This is a genomic window from Paraburkholderia sp. J76 (assembly GCF_905220295.1).
Classification (GTDB): Bacteria; Pseudomonadota; Gammaproteobacteria; order Burkholderiales; family Burkholderiaceae; genus Paraburkholderia.
On record NZ_CAJMZJ010000039.1, the window covers coordinates 1 to 1,756 of the forward strand.

Sequence of the window (1,756 nt, forward strand, 5' to 3'; positions counted from 1 at the left end):
GAGCCCGTCTCTGCCTTCGCGTCGATTGCAGCCAGCGCAGAACCGACGTCCGTGTACGTACCGTCGGAGAACGCATACGTGGGCGTGCTGATCGTGCCGTCCGGGTTGACTTTGGTCTGGCCGCCAAGCGCTGCGGCCGTCGAGCTGGCCACGCCGTAGAGCTGCGAACCGTTCACCGCGTCGTTACTCGCTACGCTGACCGCACCGTTTGCAACATTGTGCAGCGCCACCGGAGCATGCCCCGAACCACCGAACGTCACCGAGTTCATCGACGTGTCGTCATACGCCACGAACGCGTTCAGCAGGTTGCCCGAGCCGTCCGTCTTCGCACCGAGTGCGTACAGTTGCGAACCGTTGACAGCGTCCACGCTCGATGCGCTCAGCGAACCGTTGGCGACGTTCGTCAATTTCACCGGCGTGCTGGAACCAGCGCCGCCGAGCGTCAGCTTGTCGTGGGCGGACGTGTCGTATTTCACTGCGTCCGGCGAGTCACCACCACCCTTGTTGTCGATCGCGGCCAGCGCTGCACCGACGTCCGAGTAGGTGCCGCCTGCCACGTCATAAACGGGCGCAATGATCGAACCGTCGGCCGCATTCACGCCAGCACCGCCGCCCAGCGCGCTCGTCACGCCCTTAAGCTGCGCCACGTTCACCGCGTCGGTGTCGTTTTGACCGGCAGCCATGTTCACGATGCGGCGCGTATTCGCCTGATTCTGGATCGTGTACGGCTGGCCGTTCGTGTCATAGGCGATGAAAGAACTCGTACCGTCGTTACCCACCGATACCGTGTTCGTCTGATTTGCCACGGAACCCGAACCCAGGGCCACGGCGTCGCTGGCAGACGTATAGGATTGCACGCCGACGGCCGTACCTGCCGTTGCAGACGTGTACGCGCTCGAGCCGATCGCGATCGAGCCGGCGCCCTTGGCGCGCGCCATGTCCGACGGAGGCGTCGAACCGACCGCGTTGCCCACGCCCGCTACCTGCGAATAGTACGCAGCCGTGTTGTAGGTGGTGTTCAGCCCCGACGTGTTCACGCCCGAGCCCGACGACGCACCCAGCAACCTGGAACCCATTACCGGCGAAGTCCCACCGCCCTGAGCCGAATTCACGAGGTCGAAGACCTGGCCGACGTTGGCCGCATCAGTGTCCTGAATACCGTTCGCGACGTTGCTGATGACAGTTCCGGCAGGCAGGAGACCGTCCTGGCGGTTGCCGTTGCGGAAATACTCGCTGTTACCCGTACCCGGGTCCAGCGTGATCGTCGGTTTGCCCGCCACCAGCGAGCCTGCGTCATAGGTGACTGCCTTGTTGACCACGGCGCCCGAGCTGTCGAGTTCGAACCCCGCCGAAGCCAATTGCCCGACGTTCACAGCGTCGCTGGCTTGCAAACCATTTGCCACGTTGTGCAATGCCACCACTGCGGTCGAACCCGCACCGCCGAGCGTCACCGAATCGTGTGCCGACGTATCGTAGATCACCGCATCCGCGATCTTACCGCTGAGTTTGGTGATATCACCGGCGATATTGGTCACCGCGCCCGAAAGGTTCGAGACGTTTTCGTTCGTCGCGAAGAGCTGTGCACCGTTCACTGCATCGGTACTCGATGCGTTGAGCGCGCCGTTCGCGACATTGGTAAGCGTCACCGGCTTCGATGCATCCGTGCCGCCCAGCGTCAGCATGTCGTGCGCCGAGCTGTCGTACTGCACCGCATTTGCGATCTTGTTGCCGAGGTTCGTGACGTCGCCCGACAAGT

1 pseudogene is annotated in these 1,756 nt (G+C 63.1%); it reads right to left on the reverse strand.

The window, feature by feature from the left end:
• Window positions 1-1,756 (reverse strand): annotated as a pseudogene (locus tag U5768_RS31790) (hypothetical protein); the annotation flags it as partial.